Here is a 21813-nt window from a genome sequence, read left to right as displayed (position 1 = left end):
AACTCCTCTATACAATACTAACCAATATACAATAACCATGAAAAACAAATTAATCTTGACTTTAGACCAAGGAACCACCTCCTCTAGAGCTATCGTCTTCAACCATGACGGAGAAATTGTAAGTATTTCTCAAAAACCTTTCGAACAGATATTCCCTAAACCGGGATGGGTAGAACACGATCCTAATGAGATTTGGTCTTCTCAGATTAGCTGCGCTGCTGAAGTTATTGCCAAAACAGGAATTTCAGGAAAGGAAATAGCTGCAATTGGAATTACCAATCAACGCGAAACAACAATAGTTTGGGATCGAGAAACTAGCGAACCTTTATACAATGCCATTGTTTGGCAAGATCGCCGAACAGCAAAATATTGTGACGAATTAAAAGCAGCCGGCCATGCAGAGATGATTCAAAAAAAGACAGGACTAGTTTTAGACGCTTATTTTTCGGGAACAAAAGTAAAATGGATTTTAGATAATGTACCCGGAGCACGTGAAAAAGCGGAACAAGGAAAACTATGCTTCGGAACTGTAGACACTTGGTTAATCTGGAAACTAACACGAGGCAAAATGTTCATGACCGATGTATCTAATGCAAGCAGAACCTTATTATTAAATATTCATACATTAGAATGGGATGCTGAATTACTTGAATTATTTAATATACCAAGAGCTATGTTACCAGAAGTGAAACAAAGCAGTGAAATATACGGAGAAACCTGTACTACGCTTTTTTCGACAAAAATCCCAATTGCAGGTGTCGCAGGAGATCAACAGGCGGCACTTTTTGGACAATTATGCACTAAACCCGGAATGGTAAAAAACACCTACGGAACAGGTTGTTTTATGTTAATGAATACTGGTGACAAACCTGTTTATTCTAAAAACAATCTACTAACAACAGTCGCATGGAAAATCAATGGCAAAGTAACATACGCCCTAGAAGGAAGTGTTTTTGTAGGAGGAGCAGCAGTACAATGGTTGCGAGACGGTGCGAAAATGATTGATTCAGCCGAGGACATCGAAGCCCTAGCAGCGAGCGTTCCAGACAATGGAGGTGTTTATTTTGTACCTGCTTTAACAGGACTAGGCGCTCCATATTGGGACCAATATGCCCGAGGAGCAATTCTAGGTATTACTAGAGGAACTACAAACGCACACATAGCGCGTGCAACACTAGAAGGAATTGCTTTTCAAGTTTGCGATTTAGTAAAAGCGATGGAAGCAGATTTTGGTAAGAAAGGGACAGAACTAAGAGTCGATGGCGGTGCCGCTGTAAATAATTTACTAATGCAATTTCAATCAGATTTGTTTGGCTTTAAAGTAATAAGACCTAAAATGCTAGAAACAACAGCACTAGGCGCCGCCTACCTAGCTGGACTGGCCGTAGGTTACTGGAAAAGCGTAGACGAACTACAACAACAATGGTCCATTGATCGAGAATTTTCTCCAGAAATGCCTAAAGAAGAAGTAGATGAACTAGTGAAAAACTGGGATAAAGCAGTTGGACGTGTTGGAAACTGGATTGAAGATTAATTGTAAATCATAAAAAAAACACTGAAAAATGACACCATTTATAGCAGAAATAATAGGCACAATGCTACTTATCTTATTAGGTAACGGAGTAGTTGCAAACGTAGTCCTTAAAGACACCAAAGGAAATAATTCAGGATGGATCGTCATTACCACGGCATGGGCATTTGCCGTTTTTGTTGGGGTAGCAGTGGCAGGCCCTATAAGCGGCGCCCATTTAAACCCTATAGTAACACTCGGACTAGCACTTGTGGGCAAATTTGCTTGGAGTCAAGTAGTCCCTTACATTATCGCTCAAATGATTGGAGCTATGTTAGGCGCTTTCTTAGTTTGGCTTTCGCACAAAGATCATTTTGCCGCAACCGAAGATGAAGCTGGAAAATTAGCTTGTTTTAGTACAGGCCCGGCGATCAGAAATTACACTTCTAATTTAATTAGCGAAATCATAGGTACCTTCGTTCTTATTTTTGTGATTTTTTACCTCGCAGGACCAGATGTACACATTGCAGCTGCGGCTGACGCCAAAATAGGATTAGGATCAATAGGCGCTTTGCCTGTTGCAATTTTAGTATGGGCTATTGGATTAAGTTTAGGTGGCACAACTGGATATGCTATCAATCCTGCTAGAGACTTAGGTCCTAGAATTGTTCATTCTTTACTCTTTAAAGGAAGTAGTGACTGGAGCTACTCCTGGGTACCAATTGTAGGTCCAATTATAGGATCTAGCCTTGCAGCATTATGTTATTTAATGCTTAGTTAAAACCGCTCCTAATAAATTAAAATAAAATGAAGAAATTTATAATTGCCGCTATAATCTCACTTACAGGGTTAGCTGGATACGCTCAAAAATCAACAGTTTCAGACACAATACTTACCTCTAAAGAAGAAATAAAAAAATCTCGATTAGACTTTAATGTTAATCTTAGAACTAGCCATTTATGGAGAGGGCTTGTCATCAATGACGGGATGACCGCTACTGGATACATTCATTACGCCTTAGACAAAGAACAAAACTTTACAGTTGGACTATGGGGAGGAGCAGGATTTGATGGGAAATACACTGAAATAAATTACTTCGTTCAGTACCAAAAAAATGATTTTTCAATCGGTTTGTGGGATCTATTTAACACAACAGGCATTACCACCCCAAGAGTGTTTAACTACGACAAACTTACCACCACACACATCATTGATTTAAGAACTTCCTATCGTTTCCCAAAAACCTTTCCTTTACGCATTGAAGCTGATGTATTATTATATAGTGGCTTAAACGATCGTGAACTTAATAGCAGCAATGACTATCGTAGTAGAAACTCTACCTATGTAGAATTAAGTTATCCGTTGATTAGAGATCAAAAAGTAAATCTAAATGTATTTATGGGGGCTGCTTTTCCTATTAATGGAAGTAAGCACTTATATACCAACAAAGCACAAAGTGATTTTGACATCGTAAATACAGGTATGACAGTCACTAAAAACATTGAAATATTTCATTATCAACTACCTGTTTCGGCAACTGCAATGTGGAATCCCGCTAATAAAATTGCAAGAATTCAACTAGATGTGAACCTATTTTAAACTTTACCGTAGTATTTAATTTTGTAGGCAAAACTCTCTTTTAGAAATAAAAGGGAGTTTTTTTATTCCTAAAAGAGTAAGTTACACTTAGTCACCCTACAGCAAAAACACTCAATAAAAAAATAGCTTTCATGCAGTATAGAAGCAACTATAAAGAAGCTCTTTCTGGAACTTTGGAAACATTATTTTTTACGAGGACTTACAACGGAAAGGCGGAAGCAGCTCTATACTATAATATTAAGCTGCATTACAAATAAAAACCAAAAACATTGTTAAATCTTTATCTGACATCTTGTCACATCTATTGCAATTGCCTTATCTTTGTGCCTTGAAAAAATATGATGGAAAAGATAATTGAAGAAAGCAAACAAGGCGAAAGTCTTGTACTGGAAAACAAACCCGAGAATACTAAAAAACTATTTATAGAAAGCTATGGTTGTGCGATGAATTTTTCGGACAGCGAAATTGTAGCTTCAATACTATCAGTTAACGGATACAATACTACTCAAGTTCTAGAAGAAGCCGATTTGGTTTTAGTAAACACTTGTTCAATTCGTGATAAAGCGGAGCAAACAGTTAGAAAAAGATTAGAGAAATACAATGCCGTGAAACGCATAAACCCAAAAATGAAAGTTGGGGTTTTGGGTTGTATGGCCGAACGTTTGAAAGACAAATTCCTAGAAGAAGAAAAAATTGTAGATCTTGTTGTAGGGCCTGATGCCTACAAAGACTTACCGAATTTATTAGCAGAAGTCGAAGAAGGACGTGACGCCATCAATGTTATTTTGTCGAAAGACGAAACCTATGGGGATATTTCACCAGTTCGATTGATGAGTAATGGCATAACTGCTTTAGTTTCCATCACTCGTGGTTGTGATAACATGTGTACTTTTTGTGTGGTGCCTTTTACTCGCGGACGCGAACGCAGTCGTGAGCCCCAAAGTATAATGAAGGAAATTCAGGACTTATGGGACAAAGGCTTCAAGGAAATCACTCTTCTTGGACAAAATGTAGACAGTTATCTTTGGTATGGTGGCGGATTGAAAAAAGATTTCGCAACCGCTTCTGAAATGCAAAAAGCAACTGCCGTTGATTTTGATCAATTATTAGAAATGGTGGCTGTTGGATTTCCAAAAATGAGAATTCGTTTTTCGACCTCCAACCCACAAGACATGCACGAAAGCGTTTTGCACGTAATTGCAAAACATCCTAATATTTGCAAACACATTCATTTACCAGTTCAGTCAGGAAGCAATAGAATCTTGAAAGAAATGAACCGTTTGCATACTCGTGAGGAATACATGACTTTGATTGACAAAATAAGAACTATAATTCCGAACGGATCTATTTCTCAAGATATGATTGCCGGATTTCCAACGGAAACAGAAGAAGACCATCAAGATACTTTGAGCTTAATGGAGTATGTGAAATATAACTTTGGTTATATGTATTCCTACTCTGAAAGACCTGGAACATTGGCAGGAAGAAAAATGGAAGACGATGTAACCGATGAAATCAAAGCTAGAAGATTACAAGAAATTGTAGACTTGCAACAAAAACATGCCTGGTCACGCTCTGAGGAGTTTATTGGCCAAACCGTAGAGGTTTTGGTCGAAAAAGTTTCAAAAAAATCTACTGAAGAATTTTCTGGAAGAAACTCACAAAGTATCACAGTAGTTTTCCCAAAAGAAGAGTACGCTATTGGTGACTTTGTAAATGTAAAAATAACATCTTGTACTAGCGGAACTTTGAAAGGGGAAGCAGTAGGATTTAGTGAAATGAATTAAAAAAAGTGTAAAGTTTAAGATTTAAAGTTTCCCTCTATTGGCCGACTTTAAACTTTAAACAAAACAACTTTAAACAATATAGAACATGGATACAGTTCAAGCTATAAAACAACGATTTGAGATTATCGGTAATGACTCAAAGCTTAATCGTGCAATAGAAAAGGCCATTCAGGTTGCTCCTACTGACATTTCAGTATTGGTTGTAGGTGAAAGTGGTGTTGGAAAAGAAAGCATTCCAAAAATTATACATTCCCTTTCGCACAGAAAACACGGGAAATACATTGCTGTAAACTGTGGTGCTATACCGGAAGGCACAATTGACAGTGAACTTTTTGGTCATGAGAAAGGCGCTTTTACAGGTGCAACAAGTACTCGTGAAGGTTATTTTGAAGTTGCTGATGGTGGAACTATTTTTCTTGATGAAGTAGGTGAGCTCCCATTAACAACTCAAGTTCGATTACTTCGTATTCTAGAAAATGGCGAATTTATGAAAGTTGGTTCTTCACAGGTTCAAAAAACAGATGTGAGAATTGTAGCCGCTACTAATGTCAATTTATTTGACGCTATCGAAAAAGGGAAATTCAGAGAAGACTTATATTACCGTTTAAGTACCGTTGACATTCTGCTGCCTCCATTGCGAGACAGAAAAGATGATATTCATTTATTATTCAGAAAATTTGCTGCTGATTTTGCCTTCAAATACAAAATGCCTCCATTAAAACTGGACGAAGGTGCTGTGCAAGTATTACAAAAATTTCGCTGGAGCGGAAACATACGTCAGCTGCGAAATGTTGCTGAACAAGTTTCTGTTTTAGAAACCAATCGCGACATTACCGCGGCTGTTTTACAATCATATCTACCTTCTGAAGGAAGCAATTTACCTTCGGTGATAAAAGATAAAAAAAGCGAGAGCGATTTTAGCAACGAAAGAGAAATTTTGTACAAAGTTCTTTTTGACATGAAAAGTGATTTACATGATCTAAAAAAATTGACTTTAGAATTAATGGAAAATGGCAGTTCTAAAGTTCAGGAAACCAATAAAAACCTGATTACAAAAATATATGGATCTAAAGAAAATGACAATGAAATTGATTTTGAAGAAGAACCAAGAACAGCATTGATCTCCAGCCAAAGCAACGAAGGGAACTATCAGGAGAATGACGATAATTATCTTTTTGCAGAAACTGTAGAAGAGGAAGAAGAAGTATTGAGATTAGAACAAAAGGAAATCGAAATGATTAAAAAATCATTAGAAAAAAACAAAGGAAAAAGAAAAGCAGCAGCTGATGAGTTAGGTATTTCGGAAAGGACCTTGTATAGAAAAATCAAACAATTCGATTTGTAACACAAATAAAACGTCAAAAATCAATTCTACAATCCAAATTAGTATATTTGGCAAAATTAGAATTTTCAATAATAAATATGAAAAAAATATATTCTTTACTAGCCCTATTTTCGTTATTTATTTTAACTAGCTGCTCCGTATACAACTTCACGGGAACCGGCAAGATCGATGCAAAAACATTTCAAGTTAACTTTTTTCAAAACAATGCAGAGTTGATTGAACCTGGAATTGACAGAACATTTACACTTGCCTTACAAGATCTTATCCAAAATCAAACTAATCTAAATTTAGTAAAAAACGGCGGAGATTTAACTTATGAAGGCGAAATCGTCGATTATAGAATAAGCCCAATGACTGCGACCGCAGATCAACAAGCTTCTCAAAACCGCTTAAAAATTAGAGTAAACGTAAGATTTACTAACAGAAAGAAGGAAGTCGATAATTTCGAAAAAACGTTTGAATTCTTTTATGATTATCCAGCTGCCCAACAACTTTCTGGCTCTACTTTAAACAGTGCTATTGAAGTGATTTATGAAAGAATCACGCAAGACATATTTAATGAATCTCTCGCAAAATGGTAATCACACTTTGCTATTCGATTTAAAAAATCTGAAACCTAAAAATGAACGTAACTGCTTATACATCCTTAATCAATAAACCAAACACTATTTCTGAGGCGCAAACTTTAGCTTTAGAAAAAGTATTGGATGAATTTCCTTTTTTTCAAAGCGCAAGAGCTTTGCGATTAAAAGGACTATACAACCAAAATAGTTTTAAGTATAATTTTGCCTTAAAAGTTACTGCTGCACATACAACTGACAGAACGGTATTGTTTGATTTCATAACTTCAGATAGTTTTATCGCTATTCAAAAAGAATTGTATGATAAAAAAGAGCTTGAACTTTTGGACATCGATGTCATTGACGGCGAAATAATTACCTTTCAAGAGAAAATAGAGCCTAAAAAGAACACATTAGAACAATCGATTCTAACCTCTATAAAAGAATCCTCTGCTGTTGAATTAAGAACTGACTTAAATCCTACTGAAGAGAAACTAGCCATCGGTACGCCATTAGATTTTTCTAAGAACGAGCAACATTCTTTCCAAGAATGGCTTCAACTATCGAGAACACAGCCTATCGATAGAAGTAACGAAAAAATAAACGTTCCAAAACCAACACCACAAAACGAAGGTCAAAAGAAAAAAGCCGCATTAATCGATAAGTTTATTGAAACCAGCCCAAAGATCTCCCCCGTTAAACATGGAGTAGCATCTACGGTTCGAATTGATATAAATAAGGACGATCATTCTTCACTAATGACTGAAACTTTAGCCAGGGTATATTTAGAACAAAAAAAATATCAAAAAGCGATTCAAGCTTATGAAATATTAATTTTGAAATATCCAGAAAAAAGTAGTTTCTTTGCAGACCGTATAGCGGATATTAAGATTTTACAACAAAATAATAATTAAACAATGAGCACATTTTCAATTTTTTTAGTTTTAATAACAATAGTTTGTTTTCTATTGATTGTAGTAATAATGGTTCAAAACCCTAAAGGCGGTGGATTATCATCTACAATAGGTGGTTCTCAAATGTTAGGTGGAGTACAAAAAACAACTGACTTTTTAGACAAAAGCACTTGGACATTGGCTACAATACTAATCGCATTAATATTATTATCAAGTTTAAGCTTCACAGGAACATTAAGCGATACGGATTCTAAAATTATTGACAACACAGAAACTGCAGCTCCAGTTGCACCTGTTACACCAATACAAGACGTACCAGCTACAAAATAATTCATCACATATATTATAAAAAATGCCAGCCTGACAAAGCTGGCATTTTTTATAAGAAATTATGTCAGTTTAATAAGGGTGGCATAATTTCTGACTTTCAATACACACTAATATAATTAAAAAATAAAATCATGGCTTTAAACATTAAACCACTTTCTGACCGCGTTCTTATAGAACCAGTAGCTGCTGAAACTAAAACTGCGTCAGGGATTTTTATTCCAGATACTGCTAAAGAGAAACCACAAAAAGGAACTGTTGTTGCAGTTGGGAATGGTACAAAAGAACATACAATGACTGTAAAAGTTGGAGACAGCGTTCTTTACGGAAAATATGCTGGAACTGAATTGAAATTAGAAGGTAAAGATTATTTGATAATGAGAGAAGATGATATTCTTGCAATAATATAATTGCATAAATAAATCTAAAATAATACAGGCAAGTCGTAACTTGTCTCTTCAAAAAATTAAACAAAATAAAAGAAATGGCAAAAGATATAAAATTTGATATAGAAGCTCGTGACGGATTAAAACGTGGCGTTGATGCATTAGCAAATGCAGTTAAAGTTACACTAGGACCAAAAGGTCGTAATGTAATTATTGGAAAATCATTTGGTGGACCAACAGTAACAAAGGATGGAGTTACTGTAGCTAAAGAAATTGAATTGAAAGACCCGTTAGAAAACATGGGAGCTCAAATGGTAAAAGAAGTAGCGTCAAAAACCAATGATTTGGCAGGAGATGGAACTACAACTGCAACTGTTTTAGCGCAAGCAATTGTAAAAGAAGGATTAAAAAACGTTGCAGCAGGAGCAAATCCAATGGATTTGAAACGCGGTATCGATAAAGCAGTAGAAGCTATTGTTGCTGACTTAGCGAAACAATCTCAAGTGGTAGGCACTGATTCTGATAAAATAAAACAAATTGCCTCTATCTCTGCTAATAATGACGAAGTAATCGGTGAGTTAATCGCTGCTGCTTTTGCAAAAGTAGGAAAAGAGGGTGTTATCACCGTTGAAGAAGCAAAAGGAACAGATACTTATGTAGATGTTGTAGAAGGAATGCAATTTGACAGAGGATATCTTTCTCCGTATTTTGTTACCAATTCTGAAAAAATGGAAGTAGAATTAGAGAATCCTTATATCTTGTTATACGACAAAAAGGTTTCTTCTCTAAAAGAATTATTACCAGTTCTTGAGCCAGTTGCTCAATCTGGAAAACCATTATTAATTATTGCTGAAGATGTAGATGGTGAAGCACTATCAACATTGGTTGTAAATAAATTACGTGGAGCTTTAAAAATCGCTGCTGTAAAAGCACCTGGTTTTGGAGACAGAAGAAAAGCAATGCTTGAAGATATCGCTATTTTAACTGGCGGAACTGTAATCTCTGAGGAAAGAGGATATACTCTTGAAAACACTACTTTAGAAATGTTAGGTACTGCTAAAAAAGTAACTATCGACAAAGACAACTCTACGATTGTAAGTGGAGCTGGTGAAGCTGACATGATCAAAAATCGTGTAAACCAAATTAAAGGTCAAATGGAAGCTACAACTTCTGATTATGACAAAGAAAAATTACAGGAACGTTTGGCTAAATTAGCTGGTGGAGTTGCTGTTCTTTATGTTGGTGCTGCTTCTGAAGTAGAAATGAAAGAGAAAAAAGACAGAGTTGACGATGCATTACACGCAACGCGTGCTGCTGTAGAAGAAGGAATTGTTGCTGGTGGTGGTGTTGCATTATTAAGAGCTAAAAATGTATTAAGCGCTATAAAAGCAGACAATGCAGATGAGGCAACAGGAATACAAATTGTATCTCGCGCTGTTGAAGCTCCATTAAGAACTATTGTTGAAAATGCAGGTCTTGAAGGTTCTGTTGTTGTTGCAAAAGTAGCTGAAGGAACAGGTGACTTTGGATACAATGCAAAAACTGATGAGTATGTTGACATGCTGAAAGCTGGTATTATCGATCCTAAAAAAGTAACTCGTGTAGCATTAGAAAACGCAGCCTCAGTTGCTGGAATGATTTTGACTACTGAATGTGCTTTGATTGACATTAAAGAAGATAATGGTGGCGGAAACCCAATGGGTGGAGGTATGCCGGGAATGATGTAATATCAAACTATTTTACATATAAAAATCCGTTCTGTTTAATTACAGAACGGATTTTTTATTTATACTGATATGCTGAAAGCCGGAATATTAATCCTAAAAAAGCAATATGTATAGCATCATAAAATCCTACGTCAGTTATTACAATGACATTAACCAATGAATGTGCTTTGACTGATATCAAAGAAGAAAACTGCAACGGACTACAAATAGGTGTCGATTAACCAGAACCGCATAATATCAAAACGTTTACATGAAAAATCCGTCCTGTTTAATAACGGAACGGATTTCTTATTTATATCACTATATGAAGAACACTACTGATTCTTCGTTTTCTATATATCTTTTTATTCTTCAGCTACTGTACTTTTTTTAGCTAATTTAAGCAGTACGGGAGAAAGTGTTAAAACCACTAAACCAATAATTATTAATTCAATATGGTTCTTTAAATCTATTTGATAATTGTCTAGTAAAAACCCATATAAATAATGACCTGCAAAAATTAATGTAAAAGACCAAAGGAAAGAACTTACGACATTGTAAAACATAAACTTCTTTTTATCCATAGTTACAATACCTGCTACAATAGGAGCAAAAGTTCTGAATATAGGTAAGAATCTCGCGAAAATAATAGCCCTACCTCCATGTCTTTCGAAGAAATCTTTGGATTGCACAAGATATTTTTTCTTAAACCAAAAAGTATCCTTTTTATTATACAGATAATATCCGCTTTTAGACCCAAACCAATATCCAACTATATTACCTAAAATACCAGCGATTGCAATAGCAGTTGATAAAATAACTACGTTAATAAAATCACTACTTATAAAAAGTACATTTTCTATCAACTCTCTATTATAAATTCCCGCCAAAAAAAGCAAACTATCACCAGGTAAAAAGAACCCAGCAAACAGACCTGTTTCCGCAAATATGATAAATAACACAATATAAATCCCTAGTTTTACTCCATTTACATCAAAGTGAATGTAAAAAAGCGGGTCTATTAAATTCTTCCAATCAAAACTATTCATTCTTTGGGGTTTAACGCTTAAATTATTAATGCGTGAAAGTAGGTATAAATTATATTAACCACAATTTATTGCATAATTTTAAAGTTTAATTAACGCTTAAATGACCATTTAAAATGACTTGGTCCTGTAAATAGTTATCGCTTTTAATAATTAAATATTTTTGACCACAGAAGTTTGGAATTAACACGTTCGTATTCTCTTTTTTTTTAGGTAAAAAACACCCGGAATTATCTCCAAAACAAAAGCCCAAAGATTTCTCTTTGGGCTTTTGTACTAAATTACATCTATTCAAAATTTAGAGCTCAAATTCCTGTCCCATTAAAGGCACAGAACAATCAAATCCATAAACCTCTTTTATTTTTATTCGAAGTTCATCTGCAGGCTGGTTTTCACCATGAACTAAGAATACTTTTGCAGGTTTGTTTTCCAATACTGAAAGCCAGTTGAGTAGTCCTTTTTGATCTGCATGAGCAGACAGCCCTTCTATTTCTAGAATACTTGCTTCAACAGGATAATATTTTCCATAAATTTTGACTTCTTTAGCTCCTTCTAATAACTTTCTTCCCCTTGTTCCTTCTGCTTGATAACCCACAATAATTACGGTGGTTTCGGGCACACTGATGTAGCGTTCTAAATAACTCAAAATCCTTCCGCCAGTCACCATTCCGCTTGCGGCAATAACTACTTTTGGCCGTTTATTATAGATTGTATCAATCGTTTCCTTATAATCAGTAATCATGGTAAACATTTTATTTATCGCTATACAGTCTTCTAAAGATACCTTATGCCACTTTCTGTTTTCAAAAAAAATGTCGAAAGCACTCACTCCCATAGGCGAATCTACTATGTAAGGCATGTCAGGGATTTTACCTTCTTCTTTGAGTTGCCACAGTAAATACATGATCATTTGTGCGCGCTCCACTGCAAAGCTTGGTATAAAGACCGTGCCTCCCTTGTTGAACGTGTTGTTAATATACGTTTCTAATTCTAACTTAGGATCAGTATCAGGATGAATTCGATCTCCATAGGTACTTTCCAGAAAGACATAATCTGCTTTTTTGGGTTTTGTTGGCGGATACATTAAAACGTCGTTATCTCGACCAATATCACCTGAAAAAACTAATGTTTTATTTTCGATCGTTAACTCAATACTACATGCTCCAATGATATGTCCAGCATTGATAAAAACAGCCGAAATTTCAGCATCTAAAGGCACAGGCTTATTTTCATTAACGACTCTGAAATGTGGAAAAACTTTTCTTGCTTGTTCCACGTTATATAGCGGCTCTGCCACTTCGTGCTTAGAATATTTTTCCTTGTTCGCTCTTTCAGCTTCTTCTTCCTGAATTTTACCACTGTCCAAAAGAATAAGCTCAGCAATTTCTTTTGTAGGTCCTGAACAATATATTTTACCTTTAAATCCTTGATCCACTAACCTTGGCAACCAACCACAATGATCTAAATGCCCATGCGTAAGAAGAACAAAATCAATAGACGAAGCTAAAACCGGCAAAGGCTGCCAATTCAGTTCCCGTAAAGGCTTTATTCCCTGAAATAGTCCGCAATCTATCAGAATGCGCACTCCATTGCTTTCAATTAATGTTTTTGAACCTGTCACGGTTCCTGCCGCTCCAATAAATTTTACTTTCATGACCCAGTTTTTAAGGTTAAAAAATCAAACCAATATTTATTTTAAATACATCTGACTAACTCTCTTACTTCTTTTAAAACATTTTTAATCCTATTAGCGCTCAAACCAATTTTATCCAAATGTTCTGAATTATTTATTAGTTCTTTTGCTAAGATTACATCCAATATTAACAATTTATCTTTTTCTGCCAAAGACAATGTAGTAAGACAGGTCACAGGGTAAAGACAATCAATATCATTTTTAGTTTTCAAATTATTACCTTTCGGATAATCCCAACTCAATAAATTCATACCCGAACATTTTGCAAAATCTACCGCATCAGACGTAAATCGATTATTAGTTACTATCCAGCACTTTGAAATCGTTTCGTTTTTTGAGAAGACGATCTGTTTTCTTTCTTTCAAATCATTAAATCTAGAAAAAACATACAAGGGAACTTTGACGTCAGACTTCATTTCTCTAGCAGAATGAAATTTACATTCAACCATTTCCAGCGCATCGCCTTTCTTAATCAAAATATCAATTTCATGAGAAACACATTTGCCAGGCAAAGTTAAATTGGTGGTTGTATGATAGCCTTCAGCATCAAAAAGTCGAGCGATATATTTTTCGAAGAAAAAACCGGCAGGCCCCAACAACTGCAACCCCGACCTTAAATTATATCGGGCTGCATGTGAGTTCGCCTCCTTTTTTAGTAAAACGAAAGCGCGTTTGTATATTTTTTTTGTAGAAATTCCGTCATAGATTTCCTTGCTAATTTTATGCAAGATATCCTCAACTACCAAATCGTCTGCACCAGATTTCATTAGTGACTTTCTGAGTTTCTCAGGGTCAAAATCAACAATATCACCGGAATGTTTAATTATCTTCATATATACAAAATACTGATTGTTAAACAACTAAGCCTACTTAAAGGTACACAAAACAAATCGAATATTGAGCTTTATATTACAAAATCATGAATAGATAATTAAAAACAACTAATTGAATTATAAAATTGGAATCACATCAACTTCCACCTTTACTTTATGTTCTCCTGAACTAAAAATAATTCCTTTTAATGGAGAAATATCGGAGTAATCTCGACCATAGGCAGTAACAATATGGCGTTCACCTGATATTATATTATTTGTAGGATCAAATTCACACCAACCCATTTCAGGCACGTAAACGGAAACCCATGCATGAGATGCATCAGAACCTTGTAGCTTAACTTTACCTTTTGGAGGAAGAGTCTCTAGATAACCACTTACGTAGCGAGCCGCAAAACCCAAGCTTCTAACACAAGCAATCATTAAATGGGTAAAATCTTGGCAAACTCCTTTTCGGAGTTTTAAAACTTCATTTAATGGTGTATTTATTGTAGTTGCTCCTGAGTTAAATTCAAACTCTGTAAATATTTTTTCAGACAATTTAGCAATTGATTCATATAACGATTCATCTGGAATCAAGCAAGTTTGGGCAAAAAGTTTTATTTCTTCATCCCAAAAAATGAAGGGACTTGGAAGTTGAAATTGTAGCAATTCATTTTTTAGCTCCAACTTAGTATTAAACAAATTTAGCGCCTCAGCACACGTAATTGCATTAGCTACTACTAATTTTGGCGTAAAAACCTCAACAATACTAGTCGCAATAACTTGTAAAACTTTATGTGGTTTTAAAATAGAAAAATAATATTGGGTGTTGCCAAAATAATCTTTTCGAGCATATAAATTTTGAGGATTGGGTTCTATTGTCAATTTAAAATCTTCACAATTTTGCCTTTCTGAACTTATTGGATGTAAACAAACAATACATTGATAATTATGAATTGAATCTATGTAGTTATAAGTCGTTTTATGTACTAATTTATATTTCATCCGAATTATCTTTGTCTGTGGCTAAAAATGAAAGTTGCATCACTGAATGATTAAAATACAAACTAGACAAGCTACTAGTTACCGATGAAACTAATTCAGAAACGGTGTTGATAGTACTATCTAATGTCTTTCTAAAATTGTTTTCGTCAGCTTGTTCTAATTCCTCAGGATCAATTAATTTAATTATTGTACTTGCTTCTAACACCTTCTTTTCAGCAATACTCAATTGGTTGAATTCTGATTTTTTTGGTAAATTAGAAATGTTATAGGAAAGCGTATCTAAAATATAAGCAAGCGTATAAGGCGAATTTTTCTCTAAAAACAACATGTTTAGAACTGTAACTAAATTTAACTGTGATTTATAATTACTTCGATACTGAGCTAATAAGTTATGGTTTTCTAAAACAGATTCTAATAAAAGCTGTTCTACCTCTTCACTTCTTTTAAAACAAAATAAAGTTTGAATGACTGAAACAAGCGATAAAAATCGTTCAATATTCTTTCCAGCTTCAAACAAATAAAAACCATTTTCTCTTGGTAGCGTTTCGTAAGTATTACCATAAAAAGCCATTAGCCTAATATATAATTTATCAAGGCCATGAGTAGTTTGACTAATGTTTTGTTCGTTAGACGCTTTTAAACTAACTAAACTTTCTTCTATTAAATAGATGATTCCTTTAGTATCGTTATTCCATTTTTCGCTGATGTGATTGATAGTATATAAAAGCGATTGCACATTATAAGTTAGCGAACCTTCTTTTTTGGAATCATTAATCAACGGAATCAATTCCGCTAAGGGTTTTTCAAAAACAGTCTCATCTTCCTCTCCATCTTCACCCACGAAGCCAGGATAAGTTTGCGTAAGATGCGTAACCGCTTTAAGCAAAACAACTAAAAATTCAGGTTGTTTTTTTCCATGACTACTTACATTTTCGTTTAATCGATTGAAAATTATTTTCAAGAAACTAGTTAACACCAATGTTCTTTCAGACAACCTTCCTACCCAAAATAAATTTTCAGCATTTCTACTCGTCAAAGCCGTACTAATAGAAATGGGATTGGTTTTTTTAATTTCTATAATATCTTCTTGCCGCTCTTGTGGCTCTTCCAATTCTTCTAGATTATCAGAAATAACCCAAGTATCCTTTGAAATTCCTCCAAATTGATTTGAAATTTGAAATTTATCTTCTACAACTGAACTACGAGTAAGTCCCCCTTTCATCACTTTATAATTACTCCCATCAGAAATTAAAAAAGCCCGAATCACAGCTAATCTAGGTAGAATTTTTCCGTCAATTAAAGAAGGCGTAGTTGATAAACTCACTTCCTCTTGAGCCACATACTCCTTTGGATTGCTCAAAATAGTAGCTTTGAGATCCTTTAATTGTTCTTTATTTAATTTTCTTCCGTACACAGATTTAAAACCTAAATCTCTATTGGTTTTCTTAATAATTAATTTTGGTAAATTATTCAAAACATAGGTTAATTCTTTAGTTTGACCACACCACCAAGTAGCCGTGGAATTCATGATTAGCGGCTCTTTCAATAAAAATTTACAAGCATTTTGAATAAATGCCATTAGTCCATGATTTTCTAAAACTGAAATTCCCGGAGGATTAATCACCGCAACATTTCCCAAACGCATTACTTGTAACAGTCCTGGAATTCCTAGTAGTGAATTTTTATTAAGTTCTAAAGGATCACACCACTGGTCATCAATACGCTTTATAATTACATCCACACGTTCTAATTGGTCAATCGTTTTTAACCAAACAAATCCTTCTCGAACTAGTAAATCGCTTCCTTCTACTAATTTAAATCCTAAATACGAAGAAAGATAAACATGTTCAAAATAGGTTTCGTTTCCTGCTCCAGGTGATAAAAAAACCACATTTGGATTTTCAACATTAGTACCAAGTTTCCCAACTGTTTTTTGCAATTCACTAAAATACGGACCTAATTTACCACGGTGAATATTTTTATTAAGTTGTGGAAAAACATTTGCCATAACAATTCTATTCTCCAGAGCATATCCTGATCCTGAAGGGGATTGAACACGATTATCCAACAACCACATTTTACCGTCTGGACCTCTCGCAATATCACATGCTAAAAGTGAAAGTTGGTGAAATTCCTTTTGTTGTATATCAAAACAAGGTCTTAAAAATCCTGAATTATTAAAAACTAACTCCGCTGGAATAATGTTGTTTTTAATTAATAACTGCTCCCCATAAATATCCTTGTAAATCAAATCGAGTAAATTGGCTCTTTGAATAAGTCCCTTTTCAATTGCCGCCCATTCAGACTGATGAATTACAAAAGGAATAGGATCTAACTTCCATGGTCGAACTAATTCATTTTCAGAATCATACACATTATAAGTAACTCCATTTTCCTTGAGTTTATTAATGATTTCTTTATTTCTAACTCCTAATTCCTCCATGCCTACAGCTTCTAAAGCAGCAAAAATAGTCGCCCAATAGGGCTTTACTTCTCCACTTTTATTAATAACCTCATCATAGGAATTAATTGTTTTTTTATAGGAGTCTAAAAAAGATATAGGTGTATTCATGCACGGTTTTTATAAGGCGCGAATTTACAGTTTTTTTTAACAAATTCATCATGTTATATTCTAATATACAGTACTTTTGTCCAATGAGATTTAGAATCAAAACAGACCTTTTCTACGATGTATACACTTCAAGCACATGTATTTTTAACATTCAAGCTTTAGGAAATTCTTACAACCAAAAGATCATTTCAGAATCTCTTGAAATATCACCTAATCTACCTTTTAAAGAATTCTCTTTACCGGATTCAAAAATTAGATTCATTACAGTTCAAGCCAATGAATTTGTACCATTTCAAGTTTGTTATCAAGGGGAAATAGACGTTAAATACAAAACAATAAGCAAAAAAACATTGTTTACAAACACTTCTATTTTTGATTTAGACAATAAAATCGTGCCTTATTTATCTCCAAGTAGACTTTGCCCTTCTGACAAATTAATGAAATTAGCTTTTAAACTTTTTGGCTATTTACAATCTGATATTGAAAAAGCAGTTGCGGTAAATGATTGGATATTTAATAACGTCGACTATGTACCAGGGACAACTGACGCAAGCACATCCGCTTATGACACGTTGAACCAGCGAGAAGGTGTTTGTAAAGATTTTGCTCATCTTGGAATTGCTCTATGTAGAGCGTTAAACATTCCTGCAAGATACTTTACATGTTACGCAACAAATATTAATCCGCCAGATATTCATGCCTGTTTTGAGGTTTATATAGGTGAACAATGGATTATTTTTGACCCAACTCGCTTATCAAATTTAAGTAGTTTAGTTAAAATCGCTCATGGGAAAGACGGTTCAGAAGTTGCAGTTGCAAGTCTTTTTGGAAATGCTTCTTGTACGTATATGAATATTGAATGTGAAAATATAAATGGAGATTTAATTCCGATGTATGCCTCTGATGATTTTTTTATTTCTTATTAAAAAGGACTTAATTTATAGTATCCATAATTTTATAGTGTCTAAATTTTCATTTTCCTATATATTTTTATATCTTATCCGAACCTATATAAATGACATATTTTTTAATTAAATTGTCAAAAACAAAATACTTATACTATGGCTGTTAAAATTGCCCTATCCCACAAAACAACTTATACGTTTGACAGAAGTGTTAAGTTGTTTCCACATGTTTTCAGACTTCGTCCAGCATCACATTCAAGAACCGCAATAGAAGGTTACACTTTTAAAATATCTCCAGAAAATCATTTTATAAATTGGCAACAAGATCCTTTTGGAAACTACCAAGCTCGTATTGTATTTCCTGAAAAAATTAAAGAGCTAACGGTAGAAGTAGAAGTAATTGCAAAACTACAAGTCATTAACCCATTTGATTATTTTGTCGAAGAATATGCGGAGGAATTTCCTTTTTCATATGATGAAATGCTTCAACAAGAATTAACTGCTTATCTAAAATTAAGCGAAGAAAGTCCCATTTTCCTAAAATTTATGGATGGCCTAAAGCTAAACAAATCAGTACCAACTAATGATTTTTTAGTCTCAATCAATCAAGCCGTTTACAAAGAACTTAGTTATAATTTACGAATGGAGGTTGGGGTACAAACACCCGAAGAAACTTTACGTATCAAGAGTGGATCTTGCAGAGATTTTGCTTGGTTATTGATTCATGTTTTACGCCACTTTGGATTAGCTGCGCGATTTGTTTCTGGATATATTGTACAATTAGCTCCAGATGTTAAATCTCTTGACGGACCTTCTGGACCTGAAAAAGATTTTACAGATTTACATGCCTGGGTTGAAGTTTACCTACCAGGTGCTGGATGGATTGGACTTGATCCAACTTCTGGACTTTTTGCAAGCGAAGGACATATCCCATTGTGTTGCACACCACATTATGAAAGCGCAGCGCCTGTAACTGGTGCCACAGAAAAATGTGAAGTTAGTTTTGATTTTGAAAATACAGTAACCCGTATTCATGAAGATCCACGCGTAACAAAACCCTATTCTGACAAGCAATGGGAAGACATTATGCAGGTAGGTAATGCTGTTGAGAAAGATTTAATTGAAGGTGATGTACGCCTAACAATGGGTGGGGAACCAACTTTTGTTTCTATTGATGACTTTGAAGGTGCTGAATGGAATACTGCTGCTGATGGTCCTTTGAAACGAAAATTAGCATACGACTTAGCACTTCGTTTAAAACAGCGTTTTGCTCACGGAGGCTTTATCCATTTTGGACAAGGAAAATGGTATCCTGGCGAATTATTCCCTCGCTGGCAATATGCATTATACTGGAGAAAAGACGGTTTGCCATTATGGAAAAATGATGCTTTGGTAGCCAAAGAAGGAGAAACAAAATTCAACTTCCACGATGCTGAAAAATTTGCAACTGAACTTACCAAACATTTAGGAATTGACTCTAAAAACGTAACACCAACCTATGAAGACCCTATCTATTGGGCTTTAGAAGAAGGAAAGCTTCCCGTAAATTTAGATCCTCTAAAAGTAAATCTAAAAGATTCTGTTGAAAGACATAAGTTAGCGATGCTTTTAGAAAAAGGCTTGAATAATCCAGCTGGATTTGTTCTGCCAATAAGAAAAGATCATGTTGCCGATAACTGGGAAAGTTGTGCATGGGAGTTTAGAAGAGGAAATTGCTTTTTAGTTCCTGGTAATTCACCAATCGGATTGCGTTTACCATTGGATTCACTTCCAAAAACTTCTAAAAACAAGAGAGAAAATGTTGTAGACAGAAGCTTATTCGAAGATTTGCCTGATTTAGGTGATTATGATGAAAAAGTAAAAAAACGTTACGGAACTATTTCGAAACTATTTGAAGCAGCAAAAAGGGTTTTATCCAAAAAAGAAGAGAAGCAGAAAAAGAACGAAGAAAAAGACGAAACCTTATTTGAAGTAGATACTTTTATTACAGCAATGTGTATAGAAGAACGTGACGGAATGCTATATATCTTTTTACCTCCTACAGACTATCTAGAAGACTATATCGACTTAATTACCTCAATAGAAATTACGGCAGAAAAACTACAAATGCCAGTGCGAATTGAAGGTTACCAACCTAAAACTGACTATAGAGTTGAGAAAATGATGGTTACTCCAGACCCTGGTGTGATTGAAGTTAATGTGCATCCCGCAAAAACGTGGCAAGAAATAGTTGATAACACTTCTGCTTTATATGAAGAAGCCTTTTTATGTCGTTTAGGGACAGATAAATTCATGGTTGATGGTCGTCATACTGGAACTGGTGGAGGAAATCACGTAACGTTAGGAGCTGAAAAACCAGAAGACAGTCCGTTATTAAGAAGGCCTGATTTATTGCGAAGCTTAATTACGTATTGGCAACATCATCCCGTTTTAAGCTATTTATTTGCAGGCCCTTTTATTGGACCTACGAGTCAAGCTCCGAGAATAGATGAAGGAAGAGATGAGAAATTATACGAAATGGAAATTGCATTTGAGCAAATTCCAAAAGATAAAGAAGTTCCATTTTGGATGGTAGATAGAATTTTCAGAAACCTATTGACAGACATTACCGGAAATACGCATAGAACTGAATTTTGTATTGATAAATTATATTCACCAGATTCCTCAACAGGAAGATTGGGTATTTTAGAGCTACGTGCTTTTGATATGCCGCCTCACAAGCATATGAATTTGGTTCAAAATTTATTAGTTCGTGCATTAGTAGCTAAATTCTGGAAAGAACCGTACGAGAAAAAACTAATTCGTTGGGGAACTGAGTTGCATGATAAGTTTTTGCTACCTCACTTTGCCTATTTAGATATGATTGACGTGGTAAACGACCTGAAAGATTCTGGTTATAACTTTGATATTTCTTGGTTTGACCCATTCTTTGAGTTTAGATTTCCACATCATGGTAATGTTACTATTGATAACGTTCAATTAGAAATCCGATTAGGTATAGAGCCTTGGCACGTACTTGGAGAAGAGCTTTCTAGTACGGGAACTTCTCGATTTGTAGATTCCTCATTAGAACGTTTGCAAGTAAAAGTTTCTGGAATTGTTCCAGACCGTCATATATTATTATGCAAAGGATGTAGAATTCCATTAAGGAGCACAGGAACAAAAGGAGAATACGTAGCTGGAATTCGTTACAAAGCCTGGAATCCACCATCCGCATTGCATCCAAACATTGGTATTGATGTACCTTTAGTTTTTGATTTAGTAGATACTTGGAACAATAAAGTTATTGGTGGTTGTACTTACTTTGTAAATCATCCCGGAGGAAGAAGTTTTGACACCTACCCTGTAAATAGCTTTGAAGCAGAATCAAGAAAAATGAGCCGTTTTTGGGATTTTGGTCACACTCCTTCTACAACTATTGCAGCAATAGAAACAGAAGCAATATCAAACCAAGCGGCAACCTCTCGATTTTTAGTAGAATCTAAATCAGAACTTAAACCTGACACTCCTATAGAACTTATCAATCCTGAATATCCTTATACATTAGATTTAAGGCATTACTGGAAAGCTAAGAACTAGGCAATCAAAGCACACTAATTGTATAACAATCTGCAAATATTTTAAAAAATCCAACTTACGATTC

General features: G+C 34.8%; 17 protein-coding genes. 12 read left to right on the top strand and 5 right to left on the bottom strand.

The window, feature by feature from the left end:
• Positions 1-37: 37 nt before the first annotated feature.
• From glpK to groL, 10 genes are all read left to right on the top strand, one after another.
• Positions 38-1534: a glycerol kinase GlpK gene (glpK, locus tag BLV35_RS01960; protein ID WP_091083982.1), complete on the top strand. Its 1497-nt coding sequence runs from the start codon at positions 38-40 to the stop codon at positions 1532-1534.
• A 28-nt stretch (positions 1535-1562) separates the two neighbouring features.
• Positions 1563-2291 carry an MIP/aquaporin family protein gene (locus tag BLV35_RS01955; RefSeq protein ID WP_091083980.1) on the top strand — a complete coding sequence of 243 codons (729 nt, stop codon included), beginning with the start codon at positions 1563-1565 and terminating at the stop codon, positions 2289-2291.
• Positions 2292-2317: 26 nt separating this feature from the next.
• On the top strand, positions 2318-3109 hold the full coding sequence (locus BLV35_RS01950; RefSeq protein ID WP_091083977.1) for a hypothetical protein: 792 nt from the start codon (positions 2318-2320) through the stop codon (positions 3107-3109).
• 341 nt (positions 3110-3450) lie between these two features.
• Complete coding sequence (gene miaB / locus BLV35_RS01945; protein ID WP_091083975.1) at positions 3451-4896, top strand: tRNA (N6-isopentenyl adenosine(37)-C2)-methylthiotransferase MiaB; 1446 nt, start codon at positions 3451-3453, stop codon at positions 4894-4896.
• An 85-nt stretch (positions 4897-4981) separates the two neighbouring features.
• Positions 4982-6241, top strand: coding sequence for a sigma 54-interacting transcriptional regulator (locus BLV35_RS01940; RefSeq protein WP_091083972.1), 1260 nt, complete (start codon positions 4982-4984; stop codon positions 6239-6241).
• Positions 6242-6318: 77 nt separating this feature from the next.
• Positions 6319-6822 (top strand): LptE family protein, encoded by a 504-nt coding sequence (locus BLV35_RS01935; protein ID WP_091083969.1) that lies wholly within the window; start codon positions 6319-6321, stop codon positions 6820-6822.
• 41 nt (positions 6823-6863) lie between these two features.
• Complete coding sequence (locus BLV35_RS01930; protein ID WP_091083966.1) at positions 6864-7715, top strand: tetratricopeptide repeat protein; 852 nt, start codon at positions 6864-6866, stop codon at positions 7713-7715.
• Positions 7716-7718: 3 nt separating this feature from the next.
• Positions 7719-8045, top strand: a complete 327-nt coding sequence (secG, locus tag BLV35_RS01925; protein ID WP_091083964.1) for a preprotein translocase subunit SecG — start codon at positions 7719-7721, stop codon at positions 8043-8045.
• 131 nt (positions 8046-8176) lie between these two features.
• On the top strand, positions 8177-8452 hold the full coding sequence (locus tag BLV35_RS01920) for a co-chaperone GroES (protein WP_074721502.1): 276 nt from the start codon (positions 8177-8179) through the stop codon (positions 8450-8452).
• A 74-nt stretch (positions 8453-8526) separates the two neighbouring features.
• Positions 8527-10155: a chaperonin GroEL gene (gene groL, locus BLV35_RS01915; protein ID WP_091083961.1), complete on the top strand. Its 1629-nt coding sequence runs from the start codon at positions 8527-8529 to the stop codon at positions 10153-10155.
• Between the two features lie 344 nt (positions 10156-10499).
• Here the strand turns inward: groL and BLV35_RS01910 are convergent, their stop codons facing one another.
• The 5 genes from BLV35_RS01910 to BLV35_RS01890 form a co-directional block, all read right to left on the bottom strand.
• Complete coding sequence (locus tag BLV35_RS01910; RefSeq protein ID WP_091083958.1) at positions 10500-11183, bottom strand: DedA family protein; 684 nt, start codon at positions 11181-11183, stop codon at positions 10500-10502.
• A gap of 295 nt (positions 11184-11478) precedes the next feature.
• A complete protein-coding gene (locus tag BLV35_RS01905; RefSeq protein WP_091083956.1) occupies positions 11479-12834 on the bottom strand; it encodes an MBL fold metallo-hydrolase RNA specificity domain-containing protein in 1356 nt (451 codons plus the stop codon).
• Positions 12835-12875: 41 nt separating this feature from the next.
• Positions 12876-13706: an ATP cone domain-containing protein gene (locus BLV35_RS01900; protein WP_091083952.1), complete on the bottom strand. Its 831-nt coding sequence runs from the start codon at positions 13704-13706 to the stop codon at positions 12876-12878.
• A 117-nt stretch (positions 13707-13823) separates the two neighbouring features.
• Complete coding sequence (locus BLV35_RS01895) at positions 13824-14693, bottom strand: transglutaminase family protein (RefSeq protein ID WP_091083950.1); 870 nt, start codon at positions 14691-14693, stop codon at positions 13824-13826.
• Positions 14683-17265, bottom strand: coding sequence for a circularly permuted type 2 ATP-grasp protein (locus BLV35_RS01890; RefSeq protein WP_091083946.1), 2583 nt, complete (start codon positions 17263-17265; stop codon positions 14683-14685). Before BLV35_RS01890 ends, BLV35_RS01895 begins: the two co-directional genes overlap by 11 nt.
• A gap of 83 nt (positions 17266-17348) precedes the next feature.
• Here BLV35_RS01890 and BLV35_RS01885 point away from each other — a divergent pair, with 83 nt between their 5' ends.
• Positions 17349-18191: a transglutaminase-like domain-containing protein gene (locus tag BLV35_RS01885; protein ID WP_091083943.1), complete on the top strand. Its 843-nt coding sequence runs from the start codon at positions 17349-17351 to the stop codon at positions 18189-18191.
• Positions 18192-18326: 135 nt separating this feature from the next.
• Positions 18327-21749: a transglutaminase family protein gene (locus tag BLV35_RS01880; RefSeq protein WP_091083938.1), complete on the top strand. Its 3423-nt coding sequence runs from the start codon at positions 18327-18329 to the stop codon at positions 21747-21749.
• Positions 21750-21813 lie beyond the last annotated feature (64 nt).

The sequence above is a fragment of the Flavobacterium gillisiae genome (assembly GCF_900107635.1).
GTDB lineage: Bacteria > Bacteroidota > Bacteroidia > Flavobacteriales > Flavobacteriaceae > Flavobacterium > Flavobacterium gillisiae.
Note: the sequence above shows the minus strand (reverse complement) of the source record. Positions and strands in the feature narration are given on the sequence as shown.